Raw genomic sequence first — 19,675 nt, forward strand, 5'->3', positions numbered from 1 at the left:
ACATTCACTTCCCGCCCGTAGCGCTCCAACATCCTTCGCCAACCCAGATAATTTCTCAGATAGTGGGTCGCTACCCCATGGAACCGCTCCATCCACTCTTTCAACCGACGGTGATATCCGTTTACATGCTGGATATGGTACGCGCCAACCACACGCTCGCCTTGGCGATTGCGCACGACCTGATGGGTCACTCCCTGCGCTTTGCTGAAACTGGCATACACCCCGGCGCCGTCGCTACACAACACCGCATCTGACGAGACAAGGGGTGTCAAAACAGCTATCACCGTCTCGGCATTCATTTTCTCCAACTGAAAATCCGCATGGTGACCAGCCCGGTCCTGAACCACCATCACCGGGATGTAATCCGGCCCTGTGCCTCGGGTACGGCCTTTGCCCCCACGGTGGCGGGCCGGGCGGGGCAAACCACGTTGCCCTTTAAACGACTCCAAGAAGAAGGTCTCATCAACCTCGACGATACCCCCTTCCCGTGCCGCCTGGTGACTCGCCATGGCTTTCAGGAAGCGGTGACGCCACAAGAAGGCGGTGTTTTTACAGACTCCGCAGCGGACGGCAGCCTGTCGGACGGTCAGACCGTCGATGAGGGCCTGGGCGTAGTCTTCCCAGCATTGTGCCTTGCGAAGTCGAGCCAGAGGCGTCTTGGTGAGAACGGAACTGGTGCGTAGACACTGCTTGCAGCGATAACGACGCAGCCCTCGACTCCAACCCCAGGGAGCCAACTGCGTAGCCTCGGCCTGACAGTGAGGGCAACATCGACAAGCGGGGAGTTGAGCGGCCAGCGAGGTGATTGGGTGAGGGGTAGTGAGTTCATGTTGCGCGAGGCGACGCTGGCGCATGGTGAGCTGTGGAAAGAGAGACAGTAGATGTTGAAAGGCTTGGGTATCCATGATGGAGGCCCTCAGGGTGATGACCTACTTCAAGGTTAGCCTTTCAACATGTAATTGGGACAGCGCCATTCAAAAGCGGGCCCACCGGGCCCTCGGGTCATGCCCCGCGCGGGGTTTTAGGCTAGAATGGGCGCCAATCCGAGCATGACCCGCCCGCCGGGCACCAACAAGAGTCCCTTGCCTGTGAAAAAACCGACCCTGGCGGCCGTCCTGATCGTCAAGAACGAAGCCGACAACCTCCGTGCCTGCCTCGCCTCCCTCGAAGGCCTGGCGGATGAAATCGTCATTCTCGACTCCGGCAGTCAGGATGACACCCCGGCCATCGCCGCCGAATTTGGCGCCCGCTTCTTCGTCAACACCACCTGGCCCGGTTTCGGCCGTCAGCGCCGCCTCGCCCAGTCCCATGTCCAGTCGGAGTGGGTGCTGTGGCTGGACGCGGACGAGCGGCTCACCCCGGAACTCAGGGAAGCCATCCAGGGGGTCATGGCCAACCCGGCCAGCGACACCATCTACTCCATCCCGCGCCTCTCCTGGGTGTTCGGCCGCTTCATCCGCCACAGCGGCTGGTACCCGGATCGGGTGCTGCGCCTCTACCCCAAGGCGCTGACCGGCTACAACGAGGCGCTGGTACACGAGAAGGTGGAGGTGCGCGCCAACATGAAGATCGTCAACCTGCAGGGCGACCTCCTCCACTACACCTACCGGGATCTGGAACACTACCTGGTCAAATCCGCCGGCTATGCCCGCGCATGGGCCGATCAGCGCACCGCCCGCGGCAAGAAGGGATCCCTCGGCCAGGGGCTGGTCCACGCCGTCGGCTGCTTCCTCAAGATGTACCTGCTCAAGGCCGGTTTCCTCGACGGCAAGCAGGGCCTGCTGCTGGCCATTCTCTCCGCCCACTCCACCTTCGTCAAATACGCCGATCTCTGGGTTCGCCAGCAGCTCCAGCAGCCGAAATAGGGCATCGCGCCTCAAACATCCCATTAATCACTCACCCCTTGTTCCAGCGGGACAAGGGGCAAACCCTATTGCCATGGAGCGGGCGCAGCCCTCGCGGGGCCGCTCACGGCGCAAACCCGGGCGCCACGGACGAAAACTGGCCGCTATAAGCCGAATGCATGGATATTGGCAACATGACCCGACTCCGGCTTATACCGACAGGTTTCCCCTGCCCGGGGCCCGGGCCGGCCCGTCAAGGGGGCTGTCGGGGACCACGTCCGGTAGGCTGGCCTGCCAGTAAGGCGCATCCCCATACAATACAGGGCCCTGCGGGGCCCTGTCTGTATGTTCTGTGTGCGCTCTCAGCGCTCGGCGCGCCAGAAGGGCTGCGCCCAGCGGGCGATCTCTGCCGCCATCGCCTTGGGATCGAGCTGGCTCATGTCCTCCGGGTGGTCGCTGTCTTCCGGCGGGCTGAAGGGCAGATGGCGCCCCTCGCCGTTGAGCGGCCGCCAGCGCAGCGGCGTTGCCGAACGGTGTGCCGGGAAGAAGCCGACGGTCGGCACGTCCATGGCCGCAGCGATGTGCAGGGGCCCCGTGCTGCCCGCCACGAACAGGGCGGCGTTGGCCATCACCTGGCAGAACTTCGGCAGCCCCTCGTCGGAGCGATAGATCCAGCCGTTGCCCCCATGGGCCAGCAGTTCGGCCGCCAACTGCTCCGCCTTCCCCTCCTCCCCCGGCCCTGCCGTCAACACGCACTGCAACTCGGGACAGGCCTGGTTGAGCTTGATGATGAGGCGCGAGTACTGCTCGATGGAGAGGTTGTTGGCCGAGCCGCCGCTGCCCGCATGCACCATCAGCCAGGGGCGGCTGGCGTCGAGCCTGAGACGGGCGGCGACCTGCTCGCGCACCTGCAGCAGGCTCTCGGGGTCGAAGCCGAGGTAGGGTCCTTGTGGCTCTACCACAGCCTGATGCTGATCGGCGAGGAAGCGGCGCACCAGATCCAGGTTGTATTCGTACTCCGGCTTCTGGGAGCGGGAGCGGCGCTGCACCAGGCGCTGGTTGTAGAGCACCTGGGCCAGCTTGGTGGCCGGGGCCAGCCGGTAGGGAATGTGCGCCTTCCACACCAGCTTGGCATTGCGGGTGTTGGAGAAGAGGCAGATGGAGGCATCGAAGGCGGCCGCCTTGATGCGCGCCAGCAGGGCGCGTTGCTGCTCCTTGTCGGCCCGGGCACCAGGATCCAGGATGATCTCGTCGATCCATGGGCAGAGGCGGGCCAGGGGCGCCGTGTAGGCGGGAACCAGGGCAGTCACATGACACTCCATGGAGCGCTTGAGCATGGCAAAGCTCGGCCACGCCAGCATGAAGTCACCAATCTTGTCATTGCGGACTACCAGAATACGTTTCATAAAAAATCCCTATGCTCCCTGTCACCAGCGAAGGAGGCTTGATGCGCGATGCGGGTATTCTTGCCTGATGCAGGGCGATTCTCAAGCGAAGACGCCACGGGGCTCCGATTTGTGCGACCCCGGCCGCCGATCAGCGCCAGAAATCCGCGCCATCCCGGTCGCGACAAACCGGCAACAGCCCCTATAATGCGACCAGTTTTCCGGTTTCAGGAATCAGCAGCATGACCAACAAGGTAATCTATCCCGGCACCTTCGACCCCATCACCAACGGCCATACCGATCTCATTGGCCGCGCCGCCAGACTGTTCGACGAGGTGGTGGTCGGGGTGGCCAACAGCCCGAGCAAACGGCCGCTGTTCGATCTCGAGGAGCGCGTTCAGCTGGCTCGGCAGGTGACGGCTCACCTGCCCAACGTCAAGGTGGTGGGCTTCTCAGGCCTGCTGGTGGATTTTGCCAGGGAGCAGCAGGCCAACGTGCTGATCCGCGGCCTGCGCGCCGTCTCCGACTTCGAATACGAGTTCCAGCTCGCCAACATGAACCGTCGCCTGATGCCCACCCTGGAGAGCGTCTTCCTCACCCCGGCGGAGGAGAACTCCTTCATCTCCTCCACCCTGGTGAAGGAGGTGGCGCTGCACGGAGGTGACATCCACCAGTTCGTCGACCCCCTGGTGGCTCAGGCCATCGCCGCCAGGCAGCAGCGCTAATCCCCTCCCCTGATGGGCAGAAACGAACAAGGGCTACCCGCGGGTAGCCCTTGTTGCATCAACGCACTGCACGCCTAGCTGCGGGCAAACTGCTGGCGGATCGCCAGCTCCAGCTGATCGAGCCACTCGTAACGGCGCCGGTACATGGCCCGCTTCTTGGAGGCGATCTCCTCCAGCGGCTTGCGCACCACGGGTTGCAGCCGCACGAAGTTGGCGTCCTGATCGAGGGCGCCAAACTCCTGCCACAGCTCGTCGTAGTCCGCCTGCAGGCAGGCTTTCTTCTTCTTGCTGTACCGTCTTGCCTGGAAGATGTGGGCCTTCATGCGCACCGCACAGACCCGGTGGGCCCCCATGGCCCCGGCCAGCGCCATCACCAGCATCACCACCAGCGACTTGGGCCTCAGACCCTGACCCGCCCGGGTCAATGCCCGCACCTGCTCCTGGGGCTGCTCGACACAGGGCTCTGGCCCCTGCACCGACCCGATCACCAGGGCCAGCTCCTGTTCGTTGCCCGCCAGGGAGAAGGCACAGCTGTAGAGTCGCTCCCCCCGCGCGTTGACGATGGAGAGCGCCATCTCCGCCTCCCTGCGGAAGGTGCCGTCGTGACGCAGCACGATGCGCCAGCCGCCATCGGGATAATGGCCCAGCACTATCCCCTCCCCCAGATAGAGCGGGTCGATGAGCTCGGGGTACAGGCCCAGCAGCAGGCGGTAGTGATCCTCCACCATCTTGACCCGCTGGTTCACCGTCGAGCAGGCGAAGCGATAGGGGCGCATCGGCTTGTCGAGCAGCTCGGGGTGGCGGGCGGGAAGCGCCCGCAGGGGGGCGCTCTGGAACAGCTCGAATACCCGGTTCAACTGCGCACGGTAGAGCAGACTGCGCAGCAAAAACTTGCCGCGATTGAAGGTCTTGCGGGCGCTGTCTTCGGGATAGAGGAAGCGGACCATATCGTGGGCACAATAGTGCCCCTGCCGGGATAAATGTTCCCAGTCTATTGATTTAGCTGTCATTTTATTACCTCGCAGCCTGAACTGGCGAGATAGTAGTCATGGGCTGACGCCGCTTCAACAGACCGGAAATACTCTCTTACAACTTGGCCGGTTCCGGCTCAAAAATCCCACTTTCAGCGTTGGCAGTGGGAGCAGAACACCGTGGTTCGCTGGCCCATCTTCACCTCGGTGAGCAGGGTGTGGCAGTGGAAACAGGGCTGGCCGCCACGGCCGTAAACCTGCAGCTGCTGGACGAAATAGCCCGGCTTGCCGTCGGCGCTGGTGAAATCCTTGAGGGTGGTGCCCCCCTGGCGAATGGCTTCGGCCAACACCCGCTTGATCTCGCTCACCAGGGTGCCCAGCCGCTCGGCGCTGATGTTGCCTGCCGCCCGCCTGGGATGAATGCCGGCGGCATAGAGCGCCTCGTTGGCGTAGATGTTGCCCACCCCGACCACCACGTGGTTGTCCATCAGGAACTGCTTGATGGCGGTGCTGCGCCCCTTCGCCCGCTCCCGCAGGTAATCGGCATGGAAGGCATCGGTGAGGGGTTCCGGCCCCAGCTTGGCGAGCAGGGCATGGGCCTCGGTCGGTTCGCGGGTCCACAGCAGGGCGCCAAAACGGCGCGGATCGTTGAGCCGCAGCAGCTTGCCGTTGGCCAGCTCGATATCCACATGATCGTGCTTCTCGGCCGGGGTGCCGATGTCCAGCACCCGCAGGCTGCCGGACATCCCGAGATGCAGGATGGCGGTGCCAAAGTCGGTCTCCAGCAACAGGTATTTGGCGCGGCGGCTGACGCGGTGGATGGTGAGATCCACCAGCTCCTGGATCTCGCCGGGCACGGGCCAGCGCAGGCGGCCGTCCCGCACCACCACGCGGGTCACCTTGATGCCGGTAAGCCAGGGGGAGATGCCCTGGCGGCTGACTTCGACTTCCGGTAATTCAGGCATGGGCGATCTCTCGTTCAGGGAATGGGACGCATCAGGTCACGGTATTGCGCCTGACTCAGGCTGAGCCAGGTCGAGGAGGGCAGCAGGGCGGCAAACTTGCCGTCGTCCTGATAGAGCCCGACTTCCACCGGATCGCTCTGTCCGGCGATCCAGATCTTGAGGGTCACCGGGGTGCCGCGCACGGGCTCGCCGGGGGGCAGCAGCCAGCCTTGCCACGCCTCGATGCGGGCCGCCAGCTGGGTGCTGCCAAGCCCCAGATCCGGCGCGCTGCGCCAGCCCTGGCCGATACGCTCTATCTGCCAGCTCGGTCCCTGCCAGGTCAGCACCACGGCACTCTCCGGCAACAGCGGACGCGCGCGTTTGGCACTGTTCTCCTGCTGGGCCTGCTCCAGCCGGTGCAACAGGGTAATGACGATCAACACGACCACGATGATCACGTTGTTCCAGCCTTTGCGGCTCAGTTTGAACATGGCTAGCCTCCCTTCGAATCGGCAGTGTACTGAATTCCAGCCATAAAAAAACCCGGCACGAGGCCGGGTTTTTGCAGCGAAACCAAGTAATTACTTGATTTTGCCTTCTTTGTAGATCACATGCTGACGAATCACGGGATCAAATTTCTTGATCTCCATTTTTTCGGGCATGGTGCGCTTGTTCTTGGTAGTGGTATAGAAGTGACCAGTACCGGCGCTGGAGTTCAGGCGAATCTTATCGCGAATACCTTTAGCCATGATCTAATTCCTTATACCTTAACGCCGCTGGCACGCAGTTCAGCCAGAACCACTTCAACGCCGCGCTTGTCGATGATACGCATGCCTTTTGCGGATACGCGCAGGCTCACGAAGCGTTTTTCACTCTCAACCCAGAAACGGTGAGTGTGCAGGTTCGGCAGGAAACGACGCTTGGTAGCGTTGTTAGCGTGCGAACGGTTGTTACCAACTGCCGGGCGCTTGCCGGTTACTTGGCATACTCTAGACATGTCAGTCTCTCCAAATCTTACTTCATTGCTCGAGCAAATATCTGCCCCGCTGGCCTTCGATTGCGGGGCAAACAGAAGGCGGCATTTTATACAGCATCCGTGATCAAAGATCAACTAATACAGTGCCAGAGCCCAGTCACAACCAACCACGCTCTGCGAAAGAAACCGTGATGCCATCACCGATCACCAGGTGATCAAGCACTCTGATATCGACCAGGGCCAGGGCGGCCAAGATCCGATCCGTGATCTGGCGGTCCGCCCGACTGGGCTCGGCCACGCCGGACGGGTGATTATGCGCCAGAATCACGGCGGCTGCATTATGTTTGAGCGCGATCTGCACGATTTCTCTGGGCCAGACGCTCGCCGAGTCGAGGGTGCCGTAAAAAAGTTCGACAAACCGGATGACCCTGTGCTGGTTGTCGAGCAGCAGCAGGGCGAACACCTCCCGCCCCCGATCCCGCAACTGGGCTTGCAGAAAGTCACGGGTGAGCCCTGGCGAGGTGAGCGCCTCTCCCCGTTGCAACTGTTCGGCCAGATGGCGCCGCCCCATCTCCAGCACCGCCTGCAACTGGGCATACTTGGCAGGTCCCAGCCCGTGAGCGCCACAAAAATCCTGCTGCTCGGCTCCCAGCAGTGCCCGCAGGGAACCAAACTGCTGCAACAACTGGCGGGAGAGGTCCACCGCACTCAACCCGCTGACCCCGGTGCGCAGGAAGATGGCCAGCAGTTCGGCATCGGAGAGCGTCGCCGCTCCTCGGCGCAGCAGCTTTTCCCTCGGGCGCTCCTCTTCCGGCCACTCCTTGATGCTCATTTGTCTCTCCCTACATGGCTATTGAGAGAAAACATAGCAAAGAATCCCGCGAGCCCGACCACAACTCCCCCATGTCAGCCTCTGTCGCCACCCATTGCCTGTGCTATCTTAGCCGACCAGTCAGAGTGAGCCGGAAGAGAAGCAGCAGATGAGATTGGCCGATAAACGCATCCTGTTGGGTGTCAGTGGCGGGATCGCCGCCTACAAGAGTGCCGAACTGGTACGTCGCCTGAAAGATCAGGGGGCCGAGGTGCGAGTGGTGATGACCCGCTCCGCCAAGGAGTTCATCACCCCGCTGACCCTGCAAGCCGTCTCAGGCCACCCGGTGGCCGACAGTCTGCTGGACCCGGCTGCCGAGGCGGGCATGGGCCACATCGAGCTGGCCAAGTGGGCCGATCTGGTGCTGATCGCCCCCGCCAGCGCCAATCTGATGGCCCGCATGGCCGCCGGCATGGCGGACGAGCTGCTCACCACCCTCTGCCTGGCCACCCCGGCGACTGTCGCCCTGGCGCCAGCCATGAACCAGCAGATGTACCGCAACGCCGCCACCCAGGCCAACCTCCAGACCCTCGCCGAACGCGGCATTCAGCTGTGGGGGCCGGATTCCGGCAGCCAGGCCTGCGGCGATGTGGGCCCGGGCCGGATGCTGGATCCCCTGGAACTGGTGGAACGCTGCTGCCAGCAGCTCGCCGCCGAGCCACTCCTGGCAGGCGTCATGCTGCTGCTCACAGCCGGGCCGACCCGCGAGGCGCTGGATCCGGTGCGCTATATCAGCAACCACAGCTCCGGCAAGATGGGCTACGCCATCGCCCGCGCCGCGCGCGAAGCGGGCGCGGAGGTGACCCTGGTGAGCGGCCCGGTGGCACTGGCCACCCCGGCCGGCGTTACCCGCATCGATGTGGAGAGTGCCCTGCAGATGCACGAAGCGGTGATGAGCCGGGTCGGTGAGTGCGACCTCTTTATCGGCTGCGCTGCCGTCGCCGACTACCGTCCCGCCCAGGTGGCCGAGCAAAAGATCAAGAAGACCGGCGACAACGACCAAATGCAGCTGACCCTGGTCAAAAACCCCGACATCATCGCCGATGTGGGGGCGTTGTCAGACAAACCCTTCACCGTCGGATTTGCCGCCGAAACCGTGGATGTGGAACAATACGCCCTCGACAAACTTCGACGTAAGCGGCTGGACATGATCGCAGCCAACGATGTGTCCCGTGCAGGCCAGGGTTTCAATGCCGATGACAACGCCCTGACCGTCTTCTGGCAAGGGGGTCAAGCCGCCCTGCCCCTGGCCGATAAGCTGACGCTCGCCCGTCATCTTGTCGCCCTGATTGCACGCCATTATCGACCCTGAGCCCATTGAACATGCCGGGAGCCCCAGGCTCCTGCAGTACCACCCGATCGCCAGGCGATCCAATTGAAAAAGATTCATGACGACACAAATTGAACTGAAAATCCTGGATGCCCGCATCGGCACCGACTTCCCGCTGCCCGCTTACGCCACACCGGGCTCCGCTGGCATGGACTTGCGCGCCCTGCTGGATGCCCCGCTGACCCTGGCCCCGGGCGACACCACTCTGGTGCCGACCGGGCTGGCCATTCACATCCAGGATCCGGGTCTGTGCGCCACCATCCTGCCCCGCTCCGGCCTCGGCCATAAGCACGGCATCGTGCTGGGCAACCTGGTCGGCCTCATCGACTCCGACTACCAGGGTCAGTTGATGGTCTCGGTCTGGAACCGTGGCAACGACAGCTTCACCATGCAGCCTGGCGAGCGCATCGCCCAGCTGGTGATCCTGCCGGTGGTACAGGCCAGCTTCCAGTTGGTCGACGAATTCAATCAGAGTGAACGGGGTGAAGGCGGGTTTGGTTCTTCTGGTCGCCAATAACAAGACCACACGGCCCCCTGGGGCACGTGCCAAATAATAGAATCAAGCCATTGTTTTTTTAGGGGAATCCATGGCAAGCAGTAACCAGAAACAGAGTCGGCGCGATCAGATCCTGCAGGCACTCGCCCACATGCTGGAAACCAGCCCGGGCCAGCGCATCACCACGGCACGCCTCGCGGCCGAGGTGGGCGTGTCCGAGGCGGCCCTCTACCGGCATTTTCCCAGCAAGGCGAGGATGTTCGAGGGGCTGATCGACTTTATCGAGGATTCCCTGCTGTCACGGGTCAACCTGATCATGGCCGAAGAGAAGGACACCATGGCCCGCTGCCATCACATACTGCAGCTGCTGCTGGTGTTTGCCGAGCGCAACCCCGGCATCACCCGCATTCTCAATGGCGATGCCCTGCTGGGCGAACACGATCGGCTGCGGGATCGCATCAGCATTCTGTTCGACAAGCTGGAGACCCAGATCAAGCAGGTACTGCGCGAGAAACGGCTGCGGGAAGGCCAGGGCTTCCAGCTCGACGAGACCATGCTGGCCAACCTGCTGCTGGCCTATACCGAGGGCCGCATCAGCCAGTTCGTCCGCTCGGAGTTCAAAATCAAGCCCACCGCCGGGTTTGAAGATCAGTGGCAGTTTATCCGCAGCCAGCTGCTGCAAAGCTGAGCCAGCAGACCGCATCAACCAATGCACGTCCCGCTCCGAGTTCACAATCAAGCCCACTGCCGGGTTTGAAGATCAGTGGCAGTTTATCCGCAGCCAGCTGCTTCAAAGCTGAGCCAGCAGACCGCATCAACCAATGCACGTCCGCTCCGAGTTCACAATCAAGCCCACTGCCGGCTTTGAGGATCAGTGGCAGTTCATCCGCAGCCAGCTGCTGCAAAGCTGAGTGCGTACATTCGATGCGCTCCTGCGCCAGCAGGGTTGTGACAAAACGGGAGGCCTTGGCCTCCCTTGCTTTTTGTGGCACAAAAGAAAAGACAAGCACCAGATGCGACCCAGCTTGTCGCGCTCAAGTGTTAGATTCATCTGCCATAAATCTTCACACCAACAGGACATCCTATGGAACCCGAGATCATTACCGAAGCACAGACCTGGCTGACCAACAACCAGGGGCTGATCATCGAGTATGCGGTCAACATCGCCGCCGCCCTGATCACCCTGCTGGTCGGTTACATTGCAGCCAACCTTCTCAGCGGTGGCGTGGTCAAGGTGATGCAGACCCGCAAGCTGGACACCACCGTCACCCACTTCGTCGGCAGCATCCTCAAATACACCATCCTGGTGTTCGTGGTGATCGCCGCCCTGGGCCGGGTCGGGGTGCAGACCGCCTCCTTCGTCGCCATTATCGGTGCCGCCGGTCTGGCCATCGGTCTGGCGCTGCAGGGCTCTCTCTCCAACTTTGCCGCCGGTTTCCTGCTCATCATCTTCCGCCCCATCAAGGCAGGGGAATTTATCGAGGTGGCAGGCACCAATGGCGTTGTGCAATCGGTCCAGCTCTTCACCACCACCCTCACCTCCGGTGACAACAAGATGGTGGTAGTGCCGAACTCCGCCATCCTCAACGGCACCATCGTCAACTACTCGCGCATGGATACCCGCCGCGTCGACATGACCTTCGGCATCGGCTACGGCTCGGATCTCCGCAAGGCCAAACAGATCCTGGAGCGGCTGGTGAGCGAAGAGCCCCGCATCCTGAAGGAGCCGGCAGCCACCATTGCCGTTGCCGCGCTGGCCGACTCCTCAGTCAACATCGTGGTGCGTCCCTGGGTCAAGACCGGTGATTACTGGGGTGTCTGGTTCGACTTCCACGAGAAGGTGAAGCTCACCTTCGACGCCGAGGGCATCGAGATCCCCTTCCCCCAGCGTGTGGTCCACATGCAGAAGACGGCGGATTGATCCTCGGTGTGCGTTCTCCAGTGCCAGCCTTCGGGCTGGCACTGTCGTTTCTGCCTTGCTGTGACATGAAAAAAACCGGCCACAGGCCGGTCTTGCGCACCAGATAGCACTGCGTTCTCACCCCAGCCGACGTGCGACCCGGTTGAGCAGGGGCTGCATCAGCACATAGCCCCCCAGCACGGCTCCGATCACCGCCAACACGCGGATCTCCAGCGTCGGCGCCGCATTGGCCAGCGTCAGGGTCAGCAAACCGATGAGGCCGGTGGCGATCAGGCTCAGGGCAAACAGGGATAACAGGGCTTTCATCTCGATCTCCTCATTCCACACCATTGATTCCATACCTTGGCCATCCCTGGGAGATCTCGTCCATTCGGCTCATATGGTAGCCAGCGTCTGTTGTCCACCATTTGCGCCTGCTCAAAAAACCGTCCGATGAGCGTCTGTTGAATACCCTTTGATCTGTCACGCCAGCTTTCCAGAGCCACGGCCGCGCTCCCCTTGAAATGAAAGCCTTTTCAACCCGAACAAGCATGCGCAAACGCAAGATCCCGGGGTACTGGGTGACTCATAATCGCACTGTTTTGGTTGTACACTCCCTCGTTGCAGACAATTGGTAATGCTCTGTTACACGGGGCGCACGGAGTGCCCGGTATAATGCTCGCATAATAAGGTTTGGCGGGAGCCTTGCCTGCAAGGTTCAAACACAACTTGGAAGACTGATAATCCTATGAAAAATATCAATCCAACCCGGACCCAGGCCTGGCAGGCACTGGAAGCCCATTTTGCAGCCAACAAGGAGATGCGTCTCAAGGATCTGTTCGCACAGGATCCCAAGCGTTTTGACAAGTTCTCCCTCACCTTCGGTGGCGACATCCTGGTCGACTACTCCAAGAATCTGATCACCGAAGAGACCCTCAAGCTGCTGGTGAACCTGGCTGGCGAGACCGATCTGCGCAGCGCCATCGACGCCATGTTCAACGGCGACAAGATCAACATGACCGAAGGACGCGCCGTACTGCACACCGCCCTGCGCAACCGCTCCGACCGTCCCATCGAGGTTGACGGCAAGGACGTGATGCCGGAAGTGAACGCCGTACTGGCCAAGATGAAGGGCTTCTGCGAGAAGGTCATCAGTGGCGAGTGGAAGGGCTATACCGGCAAGGCCATCCAGCACGTGGTCAACATCGGCATTGGTGGCTCCGATCTGGGCCCCGTCATGATCACCGAGGCCCTGCGCCCCTACAAGAATCACCTGGAGATGCACTTCGTCTCCAACGTCGACGGCACCCACATCGCCGAGACGCTCAAGAAGATCGATCCGGAAACCACCCTGTTCCTGGTGGCCTCAAAGACCTTCACCACCCAGGAGACCATGACCAACGCCCTGACCGCCCGCGACTGGTTCCTCGGTCACGCCGGTGACAAGGCTCACGTGGCCAAGCACTTCGCCGCCCTGTCTACCAACGGCAAGGCCGTGGCCGAGTTCGGCATCGACACCGACAACATGTTCGAGTTCTGGGACTGGGTCGGCGGCCGTTACTCCTCCTGGTCCGCCATCGGCATGCCCATCGCCCTCTCCCTCGGCTTCGAGCACTTCGAGGCCCTGCTGCAAGGCGCCTTCGAGATGGACATGCACTTCGCCACTGCCGCCTATGAACAGAACGTGCCCGTACTGCTGGCCCTGATCGGCCTGTGGTACAACAACTTCCATGGTGCCGAGTCCGAAGCCATCCTGCCGTACGATCAGTACATGCATCGCTTCCCTGCCTACTTCCAGCAAGGCAACATGGAGTCCAACGGCAAGTACGTGGATCGCGACGGCCATCCGGTGGACTACCAGACCGGTCCCATCATCTGGGGTGAGCCGGGTACCAACGGCCAGCACGCCTTCTACCAGCTGATCCATCAGGGCACCAAGCTGATCCCCTGCGACTTCCTGGCGCCGGCCATCAGCCATAACCCCATCGGTGACCACCATCCGAAGCTCCTGGCCAACTTCTTCGCCCAGACCGAAGCCCTGGCCTTCGGCAAGAGCAAGGAAGCGGTGGAGGCCGAGTTCCTGGCCGCCGGCAAGACGCTGGAGCAAGTCAAGGATCTGGTGCCATTCAAGGTGTTCGAAGGCAACCGCCCGACCAACTCCATCCTGTTCAAGCAGCTGACCCCGAAAACCCTCGGCTCCCTGATCGCCATGTACGAGCACAAGATCTTCGTACAGGGCGCAATCTGGAACATCTTCTCCTTCGACCAGTGGGGTGTGGAGCTGGGCAAACAGCTGGCCAACAAGATCCTGCCGGAGCTGGGCACCGATGAGGCCGTCACCAGCCACGACGGCTCCACCAACGGCCTGATCAACACCTGGAAAGCCTGGAAGGCCTGATTGCTCCCGCCCTCCAGAATGCAAAAGCCCCGCTCGATGAGCGGGGCTTTTTTATAGGCTTCAATTTGTCTGTTTGCATCATCCGGACGACAGGCCAGGTGTCTAAGCCAGCCAGTAACGGGGATCGTCATCCCCGCCCCTTCCGATGCCGCTCAGCGAAGGCTTAACCGCCGACGGCAATACGCTTCATGTCCTTCATGTAACCACGCAGGGTCTGGCCGATCTTCTCGATCGGGTGGTTGCGGGTCGCTTCGTTGGCAGCCAGCAAGGCCAGGTTGTCCACCGCCTTGCTCTCGGCACGGGCACTGCCCAGGTCCCCTGCTTGCAGAGTCGGCATGAAGTGCTCGCGCAGCAGCGGCACGGCGGCGTTGGCGAACAGGTAGTTGCCGTACTCCGCGGTATCGGAGATGACCACGTTCATTTCGTACAGACGCTTGCGGGCGACGGTGTTGGCGATCAGCGGCAACTCGTGCAGAGACTCGTAGTAGGCGGACTCTTCATAGATGCCGGAGGCCACCATGGTTTCGAACGCCAGCTCGACACCCGCCTTGACCATGGCCACCATGACCACGCCATTGTCGAAGTACTCCTGCTCGGCGATCTTGCCGGCATAGGCAGGGGCATTCTCGAAGGCGGACTTGCCGGTCTCTTCGCGCCAGCCGAACAGCTTGGCATCGTCTTCGGCCCAGTCAGCCATCATGCCGCGGGAGAACTCGCCGGCGATGATGTCATCCATGTGCTTCTCGAACAGCGGACGCATCAGGGTGCGCAGTTGCTCGGAGAGCTCGAAGGCACGCAGCTTGGCCGGGTTGGAGAGACGGTCCATCATCAAGCTGATGCCGCCCTGCTTCAGGGCCTCGGTGATGGTCTCCCAGCCGAACTGGATCAGCTTGCCGGCATAGGCCGGGTCGGTGCCCTCGGCAACCAGCTTGTCGTAGCAGAGCAGGGAACCGGCCTGCAGCATGCCGCACAGAATGGTCTGCTCGCCCATCAGGTCGGATTTCACTTCCGCGACGAAGGAAGATTCCAGCACGCCGGCACGGTCGCCACCGGTAGCAGAGGCCCACGCCTTGGCGATGGCCATGCCCTCACCCTGGGGATCGTTCTCCGGGTGGACGGCGATCAGGGTCGGTACGCCGAAGCCGCGCTTGTACTCTTCACGCACTTCGGTACCCGGGCACTTGGGCGCCACCATCACGACGGTGATGTCGGAACGGATCTGCTGACCCTCTTCCACCACGTTGAAGCCGTGGGAGTAGCCCAGAGCGGCGCCCTGCTTCATCAGCGGCATCACGGTTTTGACGACGTCGGAGTGCTGCTTGTCCGGAGTCAGGTTCAGCACCAGATCGGCGGTCGGGATCAGCTCTTCATAGGTACCGACCACGAAGCCGTTGTCGGTGGCCTTCTGCCAGGAGGCGCGCTTCTCGGTGATGGCGGCCTTGCGCAGGGCGTAGGAGATGTCCAGCCCGGAGTCGCGCATGTTCAGACCCTGGTTCAGGCCCTGGGCGCCACAGCCCACAATCACCACCTTCTTGCCCTTCAGCACGTTGCAGCCGTCCGCGAACTCTTCGCGCTGCATGAAACGACACTTGCCCAGCTGGGCCAACTGCTGACGCAGGTTCAAGGTGTTGAAATAGTTAGCCATGGTGATTGCTCCGTTCGATTGATTCCATGCCGGATAGCGGCGTTGTCGAAACCACTATAGCGCGGGACACTTATTGCCTGAACTGATATATTCGAAACAGTACGTTGCAGGAATTGAAATGTGATTTCCCGCAATCTCCCGCCGCCGAGCCATCGTGCTACAGGGCGCCTGACAACGCCGCAGGAATAAAAAGATGGACCTTCGCAATCTCGAACTGTTTCTCCACCTCGCCGACTCCCTCCACTTCGGCAAAAGCGCCGATGCCATGGCGGTCAGCCCCTCCACCCTGAGCCGCGCCATCCAGCGACTGGAGCAGGAGACCGGCTGCGTGCTGTTCGAGCGGGACAACCGCTCGGTGCGGCTCACCCCTGCTGGTGACAAGCTGCGGGAGTTTGGCGGTGCCTTGCTGCAGGAGTGGCGCCAACTCAAACAGGAGCTCAAGCGCAGCGACGAGCCGCTGCAAGGGCGGTTGCGGGTCTTCTGTTCGGTCACCGCCAGCTACTTTCTGTTGCCCGAAGTACTGGAGCGCTTTCGCCGCCGTTATCCCCAGCTGGAGATCAAGCTGGAGACCGGCGACCCGGCACTGGCAGTGGACAAGATCCTGGCTGACGAAGCCGATCTCGCCATCGCAGCGAGGCCGGATGCGCTCTCGTCCAAGCTGGAATTCGCCAGCCTGCAACAAGTCCCTCTGGTGTTCATCGCCCCCCGCAATGCCCCCCAGCAGGGTCAGTGGTTCCCCCTGGGTGAACCTGACTGGGAGCGCCTGCCGCTGATCCTCTCCGAACAGGGGCTAGCCCGAAAGCGCTGTGATCAATGGTTTCGCAACAAGGGGATAGCTCCCAACATCTATGCAGAAGTGGCGGGCAACGAGGGCATCGTCGCCATGGTGGCCCTCGGCTTCGGTGTGGGTGTCGTGCCTGCCGCCGTCATCGATCACAGCCCCATGGGGGACAAGGTGCGTGTGGTCGAGCCCAAACCGGCGCTCAAGGCGTTCGACGTCGGCATCGCCGTGCTCAAGAAGCGGCTGGAAGAGCCGCTGATCCGCGCCTTCTGGGACACCGCACGCGGCCAGGGAGGCCTTCGCTGATCCGGCAGGCGTCAGAGCCACAGTGAGTGTCAAATGTATCAGTATGAAAGTGGGGGAGAAGAGGGGACACTGGCCGGCACCATCCAGCCACCATCAAGGAATAGAGCGTGAGCCAGCATCTTGTCGAAATCCGCAGTGCCATCCTGTTCGCAGAATATCTGCAAAGCCTCGGGGTCCAGCGCCATGAACTCGATCGGGAGCAGGAGATCTATCTCCAGGACAGGCACCTCGCCACGGTGCAATGCATTCAGGGGGAGCTGCGCTTTTATCTGCGCGCCAGCGCACTGGCCAGATCGTGATCCGCAATCGGTCACAGTACCCGCACGCAAAGCGTATTAGACTGGCACCATCCGTCCCCCTCGCCCCGGGGGCCACCACGAGGAGTGCCCATGAAACAAAGCGGCCTGGATCGGCTCTTCAAACCTCACTCGATCGCCGTCATCGGCGCCTCCAGTGATCCGCAGAAAGCAGGCCATGTGGTCATCCGGCACCTGCTGGCGGGTCAGTTCCAGGGCCCTATACTACCCGTAGCCCCCCGCAGCCAGGCCATCGCTGGCGTGCTCGCCTATCCGGACATAGAGAGCCTTCCCCTCTCCCCCGATCTCGCCATCGTCTGTACCCGGCGCGAACGGGTACTGCCGCTCATCGAGGAGCTCGGCAAGAAAGGAACCGGAGCCGCCATCATACTGGCCGCCCAGTTCTCCACTGACGAGCGCCTGCGGCTCAAGCATCTGTGCCAGCAATACGGCATCCGGCTGCTCGGCCCCAACAGCATGGGCATGCTGCTCCCCGGGCAGGGTATCAACGCCAGCTTTTCCCCCATTGCAGCGACTCCGGGACAGGTGGCGTTTCTCTCCCAGTCGGCAGCGGTCAGCACCACCATCCTGGATTGGGCCAAGCAGCGCGAAATCGGCTTCTCGGCCTTCATCTCCCTGGGCGATCATTGCGACATCGACTTTGGCCAACTGCTGGATCAGCTCTCCCGGGACGGGACGACCCGCGCCATCCTGATCTACATGGACAAGCTGCACGATGCCAGGCACTTTCTCTCCGCCGCCCGTGCCGCCTCGCGCAACAAACCCATCCTGATCCTCAAGAGCGGTCGGCACGACCCGGCCAACGGTCTCGACAATGTCTATGATGCCGCCATCCGCCGGGCTGGCATGCTGCGCGTCCGGGATACCCACGAACTGTTTGCCACTGTCGAGACCCTGAGCCACTCCCTGACCCTCAAGGGGGAGCGGCTCGCCATCCTCTCCAACGGGCGCGGCCTCGCCAACATGGCCGCAGACGTACTGCTGTCTCGGGGAGGCAAGCTGGCGATGCCACCCCTCGACATCGGCAGCGATGCAGATATCGAGGCCTACAAGAGTGCACTCGAGACGCTGCTCCAAGGGGACAGTGCCGATGCCATCCTGCTGATCCATGCACCGTCCCTCACCGCCCGAGGTGTCACCCTCGCCAGCAGCCTGATCGACTTCATCAAGCAGCATCCCAGGGCCAGACGATTCAACATCCTGACCAACTGGGCAGGCGAATACTCCGCCCAGGAGGGGAGACGCCTGTTCAACGAGGCGGGCATCCCGACCTATCGCACCCCGGAAAGCGCCGTCACGGCCTTCATGCACATGGTGGAATATCGCCGCAACCAGAAGCAGTTGATGGAAACACCAGCCTCCCTGCAGGGCGACAGGCTCGATGTCGAGCGCTGCCAGCAGCTCCTTGGGCAAGCGCTGGACCGTCAACAGCGGGTACTGGATACCCACCTGGCCCACCCCATCTTGCAGGCAGCCGGGCTATCCACCCTCGCGACCTGGATCGTTTCCGATGCCATCGAGGCCGCACTGACTGCAGAACAGATCGGCTACCCCGTAGCGGTGAAGCTGCGATCTCCCGACATCACCCACAAATCCGATGTACACGGTGTCATGCTGAACCTGCGCACCTCGGCGGAAGTCGCCCAGGCGGCGGATGCCATTCTGGACAGGGTACGTCAGCACGATCCTGGCGCCCGCATAGAAGGGCTTCTGGTACAACGCATGGCACGCCGCAGTGGGGGTCTGGAGCTGCGGATCCGCTTGCAACAGGATCCGGTCTTCGGCCCCGTCATCCTGCTCGGGGAATCCGGTGCCGAGCCCCGCGAGATGGTCGCGGCACTCCCTCCCCTCAACCAGGCACTGGCTCGCTACCAGATCATTGGTGCCCTCAAGGATGGCAAGATCCGCGAGCAGGCCAGTCCGGTACGGCTCGATATCGACGCCCTCGGCCAGGTGCTGTGCCAGCTCTCCGAGCTGCTGCTGGCCTTCCCCGAGATACAAGAACTGGATCTGCACCCGCTGCAGGCCTGTGGCGAAGAGATGGTGATCCTGGATGCCCGGCTCGTCTTGGCAGAGCGAGGACAACAAGTGCTGCCACTGGCCATTCGCCCCTATCCCACCGAGCTGGAAGAGGGTGCCTGGCTGAAAGATCAGAGTCATGTGCTGCTGCGCCCCATCCGCCCCGAAGACGAGCCGGCCCACAAGCAGTTCGTGCGGCAGGTGTCTGATGAAGACAGGTACAAACGCTTTTTCGCCGACGTGGGGGAGCTGGGACATGAGGAGCTGGCCCGCATGACCCAGATCGATTACGACCGGGAAATGGCCTTCGTCGCCGTGGGTCAGGACGGCCCTTTCAGCCAGCAGATCCTGGGAGTGGTGCGAGCCATTGCCAGCCCGGATCAATCGGATGCGGAGTTTGCCATCCTGGTCCGCTCGGACTTGAAAGGCCTCGGACTCGGCAAGTTGATGATGGAAAAGATCGTGCGCTATGCCAGAGAGCGTGGCATAGGCCAGCTCTCTGGCATGACCATGCCCAGCAATCGCGGCATGATCAATCTGGCCAAACGGCTCGGTTTCAAGATCGATATTCAGCTGGAAGATGGGATAGTCAACATGGAGCTGCCCTGCGCTGATCAGGTTGTATAACGATACAATCGTGGTGGTAAATCAACCAGATATGGATGGATAACGTGAATTTCAGGCAATAAAAAACCCCGCTCGAGTGAGCGGGGTTTCTTGTATTGGGTGCCTGGCAGTGTCCTACTCTCGCATGGCGAATGCCACAC

General features: G+C 61.9%; 20 protein-coding genes and 2 pseudogenes. 12 read left to right on the forward strand and 10 right to left on the reverse strand.

Annotated elements, in window-relative coordinates; translation table 11 throughout:
- The coding region (locus AB5Y50_RS09475; RefSeq protein WP_210600941.1) for an IS1595 family transposase at window positions 1-905 on the reverse strand (905 nt) is incomplete at its 3' end.
- A 183-nt stretch (window positions 906-1,088) separates the two neighbouring features.
- Here AB5Y50_RS09475 and AB5Y50_RS09480 point away from each other — a divergent pair.
- Window positions 1,089-1,865, forward strand: a complete 777-nt coding sequence (locus AB5Y50_RS09480) for a glycosyltransferase family 2 protein (protein WP_113977698.1) — start codon at window positions 1,089-1,091, stop codon at window positions 1,863-1,865.
- 341 nt (window positions 1,866-2,206) lie between these two features.
- Here the strand turns inward: AB5Y50_RS09480 and AB5Y50_RS09485 are convergent, their stop codons facing one another.
- A complete protein-coding gene (locus AB5Y50_RS09485; protein ID WP_109112307.1) occupies window positions 2,207-3,250 on the reverse strand; it encodes a glycosyltransferase family 9 protein in 1,044 nt (347 codons plus the stop codon).
- Between the two features lie 221 nt (window positions 3,251-3,471).
- On the opposite strand from AB5Y50_RS09485, the gene coaD reads away from it, so the two are divergent.
- Window positions 3,472-3,954 (forward strand): pantetheine-phosphate adenylyltransferase, encoded by a 483-nt coding sequence (gene coaD, locus AB5Y50_RS09490; RefSeq protein WP_010676110.1) that lies wholly within the window; start codon window positions 3,472-3,474, stop codon window positions 3,952-3,954.
- 74 nt (window positions 3,955-4,028) lie between these two features.
- Here coaD and AB5Y50_RS09495 read toward each other — a convergent pair whose 3' ends face one another.
- The 6 genes from AB5Y50_RS09495 to radC form a co-directional block, all read right to left on the reverse strand.
- Window positions 4,029-4,901: a VirK/YbjX family protein gene (locus AB5Y50_RS09495; protein WP_319882984.1), complete on the reverse strand. Its 873-nt coding sequence runs from the start codon at window positions 4,899-4,901 to the stop codon at window positions 4,029-4,031.
- 176 nt (window positions 4,902-5,077) lie between these two features.
- Window positions 5,078-5,890, reverse strand: a complete 813-nt coding sequence (gene mutM / locus AB5Y50_RS09500; protein WP_113977645.1) for a bifunctional DNA-formamidopyrimidine glycosylase/DNA-(apurinic or apyrimidinic site) lyase — start codon at window positions 5,888-5,890, stop codon at window positions 5,078-5,080.
- A gap of 14 nt (window positions 5,891-5,904) precedes the next feature.
- The gene (locus AB5Y50_RS09505; RefSeq protein ID WP_041212007.1) at window positions 5,905-6,360 is read right to left on the reverse strand and encodes a hypothetical protein; all 456 of its coding nucleotides are present in this window, start codon (window positions 6,358-6,360) and stop codon (window positions 5,905-5,907) included.
- 90 nt (window positions 6,361-6,450) lie between these two features.
- On the reverse strand, window positions 6,451-6,618 hold the full coding sequence (rpmG, locus tag AB5Y50_RS09510) for a 50S ribosomal protein L33 (RefSeq protein ID WP_005323752.1): 168 nt from the start codon (window positions 6,616-6,618) through the stop codon (window positions 6,451-6,453).
- A gap of 11 nt (window positions 6,619-6,629) precedes the next feature.
- The gene (rpmB, locus tag AB5Y50_RS09515; protein WP_005307492.1) at window positions 6,630-6,866 is read right to left on the reverse strand and encodes a 50S ribosomal protein L28; all 237 of its coding nucleotides are present in this window, start codon (window positions 6,864-6,866) and stop codon (window positions 6,630-6,632) included.
- A gap of 136 nt (window positions 6,867-7,002) precedes the next feature.
- Entirely contained in the window at window positions 7,003-7,677 is a 675-nt protein-coding gene (radC, locus tag AB5Y50_RS09520; protein WP_039040991.1) for a DNA repair protein RadC, read from the reverse strand.
- Window positions 7,678-7,825: 148 nt separating this feature from the next.
- Here radC and coaBC point away from each other — a divergent pair, with 148 nt between their 5' ends.
- The 6 genes and pseudogenes from coaBC (at window position 7,826) to AB5Y50_RS09550 (ending at window position 11,463) form a co-directional block, all read left to right on the forward strand.
- Complete coding sequence (gene coaBC, locus AB5Y50_RS09525; protein WP_049636090.1) at window positions 7,826-9,028, forward strand: bifunctional phosphopantothenoylcysteine decarboxylase/phosphopantothenate--cysteine ligase CoaBC; 1,203 nt, start codon at window positions 7,826-7,828, stop codon at window positions 9,026-9,028.
- A 76-nt stretch (window positions 9,029-9,104) separates the two neighbouring features.
- The gene (gene dut / locus AB5Y50_RS09530; RefSeq protein WP_010676116.1) at window positions 9,105-9,563 is read left to right on the forward strand and encodes a dUTP diphosphatase; all 459 of its coding nucleotides are present in this window, start codon (window positions 9,105-9,107) and stop codon (window positions 9,561-9,563) included.
- A 70-nt stretch (window positions 9,564-9,633) separates the two neighbouring features.
- Complete coding sequence (slmA, locus tag AB5Y50_RS09535; protein WP_010676117.1) at window positions 9,634-10,230, forward strand: nucleoid occlusion factor SlmA; 597 nt, start codon at window positions 9,634-9,636, stop codon at window positions 10,228-10,230.
- A gap of 10 nt (window positions 10,231-10,240) precedes the next feature.
- Window positions 10,241-10,342, forward strand: a pseudogene (locus tag AB5Y50_RS09540) (nucleoid occlusion factor SlmA); the annotation flags it as partial.
- 27 nt (window positions 10,343-10,369) lie between these two features.
- Window positions 10,370-10,453 (forward strand): annotated as a pseudogene (locus AB5Y50_RS09545) (nucleoid occlusion factor SlmA); the annotation flags it as partial.
- 173 nt (window positions 10,454-10,626) lie between these two features.
- A complete protein-coding gene (locus AB5Y50_RS09550) occupies window positions 10,627-11,463 on the forward strand; it encodes a mechanosensitive ion channel domain-containing protein (RefSeq protein WP_039040993.1) in 837 nt (278 codons plus the stop codon).
- A gap of 117 nt (window positions 11,464-11,580) precedes the next feature.
- On the opposite strand, the gene AB5Y50_RS09555 is transcribed toward AB5Y50_RS09550, so the two are convergent.
- Entirely contained in the window at window positions 11,581-11,769 is a 189-nt protein-coding gene (locus tag AB5Y50_RS09555) for a hypothetical protein (protein ID WP_029314882.1), read from the reverse strand.
- Between the two features lie 421 nt (window positions 11,770-12,190).
- Between AB5Y50_RS09555 and pgi the strand changes: the two genes are divergently transcribed.
- The gene (gene pgi / locus AB5Y50_RS09560) at window positions 12,191-13,840 is read left to right on the forward strand and encodes a glucose-6-phosphate isomerase (RefSeq protein WP_201873054.1); all 1,650 of its coding nucleotides are present in this window, start codon (window positions 12,191-12,193) and stop codon (window positions 13,838-13,840) included.
- A gap of 163 nt (window positions 13,841-14,003) precedes the next feature.
- Here the strand turns inward: pgi and ilvC are convergent, their stop codons facing one another.
- Window positions 14,004-15,485 carry a ketol-acid reductoisomerase gene (ilvC, locus tag AB5Y50_RS09565; protein WP_039041087.1) on the reverse strand — a complete coding sequence of 494 codons (1,482 nt, stop codon included), beginning with the start codon at window positions 15,483-15,485 and terminating at the stop codon, window positions 14,004-14,006.
- A gap of 193 nt (window positions 15,486-15,678) precedes the next feature.
- Here ilvC and ilvY point away from each other — a divergent pair, with 193 nt between their 5' ends.
- The 3 genes from ilvY (at window position 15,679) to AB5Y50_RS09580 (ending at window position 19,535) form a co-directional block, all read left to right on the forward strand.
- A complete protein-coding gene (gene ilvY / locus AB5Y50_RS09570; RefSeq protein ID WP_048209637.1) occupies window positions 15,679-16,572 on the forward strand; it encodes an HTH-type transcriptional activator IlvY in 894 nt (297 codons plus the stop codon).
- A 107-nt stretch (window positions 16,573-16,679) separates the two neighbouring features.
- Window positions 16,680-16,871, forward strand: coding sequence for a hypothetical protein (locus tag AB5Y50_RS09575; RefSeq protein ID WP_010676124.1), 192 nt, complete (start codon window positions 16,680-16,682; stop codon window positions 16,869-16,871).
- Window positions 16,872-16,961: 90 nt separating this feature from the next.
- Window positions 16,962-19,535, forward strand: coding sequence for a GNAT family N-acetyltransferase (locus AB5Y50_RS09580; protein ID WP_368162720.1), 2,574 nt, complete (start codon window positions 16,962-16,964; stop codon window positions 19,533-19,535).
- Window positions 19,536-19,675 lie beyond the last annotated feature (140 nt).

Origin of the sequence: Aeromonas sp. s6, assembly GCF_040907815.1 — a bacterium.
GTDB classification, from domain to species: Bacteria; Pseudomonadota; Gammaproteobacteria; order Enterobacterales; family Aeromonadaceae; genus Aeromonas; species Aeromonas caviae.